At 71.8% G+C, this 1,109-nt stretch carries 1 protein-coding gene; it reads right to left on the bottom strand.

Annotated features, from left to right (window positions below):
• Positions 1-1,074: type I polyketide synthase (locus C569_RS31645; RefSeq protein ID WP_304412568.1), on the bottom strand; the 1,074-nt coding region annotated here is incomplete at its 3' end.
• Between the last annotated feature and the right edge of the window lie 35 nt (positions 1,075-1,109).

Here is a 1,109-nt window from a genome sequence, read left to right as displayed (position 1 = left end):
CTGGATCGAGAACTCGGCGAACGTGCCGGGTGAGGCCATCACGGTGACGCCGCCGGCCAGGGCGAGGTCGCACTCGCCGGACCGCAGCGCCTGCGCCGCCAGGTGCAACGCCACCAGGGATGAGGAACACGCCGTGTCCACAGTCACCGCCGGACCCTCGAACCCGAACGAGTACGCCACCCGACCCGACAACACGCTTGTCGCGTTGCCGGTGAGCAGGTGGCCGCCGACCTCCTGGCTCCGACCGACCGACCCGCTGGCGTACCCCTGGAAGCTGGCCCCGGCGAAGACGCCGACCGCGCCGCCCCGCAGGGTGGTCGGGTCGATGCCCGCCGACTCGACGGCCTCCCACGAGGTCTCCAGCAGCAGCCGCTGCTGCGGGTCCATGGCGAGCGCCTCCCGCGGCGAGATGCCGAAGAACTCGGCGTCGAACTCACCGGCGTCGTAGACGAAGCCGCCCCTGCGGGCGAAGGACGTGTCGGACAGGCCGCTGCTGAGGAAGCTGTCCCAGCCTCGGTCGAGGGGGAACTCGGAGATGCCGTCGCGTCCCGTGGCGAGCAGTTGCCAGAGTTCTTCCGGGGACGCGACGCCACCCGGGAGGCGGCAGCCCATGCCGACGATCACGATCGGGTCGTCGTCGACGGTGGCGACCCTGCGGTCGGCCGGCGCGTCGCCCGATGCTCCGAGCACTGTCTCCCGGATGAAGGCGACCAGGGCGGCCGGCGTCGGGTGGTCGAAGACGAGGGTGGAGGGCAACGCGAGGCCCGTTTCGGCGGTCAGCCGGTTGCGCAGCTCGACTGCGGTGAGCGAGTCGAAGCCGAGACGCTGGAACGCCCGGTCCGGCCGCACCGCCTCCACGGTGGCGTGGCCGAGCACCGTGGCGACCTGGGAGCGTACGAGGTCCAAGAGGGACGCCTCGACCTCCGGCGGCGTCAGGGCCGCGAGCCGCTCACGCAGTGCGGACGCCCGGTCGGTGGGACCGGTCTCGGCTTGGGACGCCGCCTCGATCGCCGCCTGTGCTTCGGGGATGTCGGTGAACAGACACGACGGACGCAACGCCGTGAACGACGGCACAAACCGATCCCACCGCACATCCGCCACCACCACCT

Origin of the sequence: Micromonospora sp. CNB394, assembly GCF_000374985.1 — a bacterium.
GTDB lineage: Bacteria > Actinomycetota > Actinomycetes > Mycobacteriales > Micromonosporaceae > Micromonospora > Micromonospora marina.
This window is presented reverse-complemented; position numbering and strand designations above follow the sequence as displayed.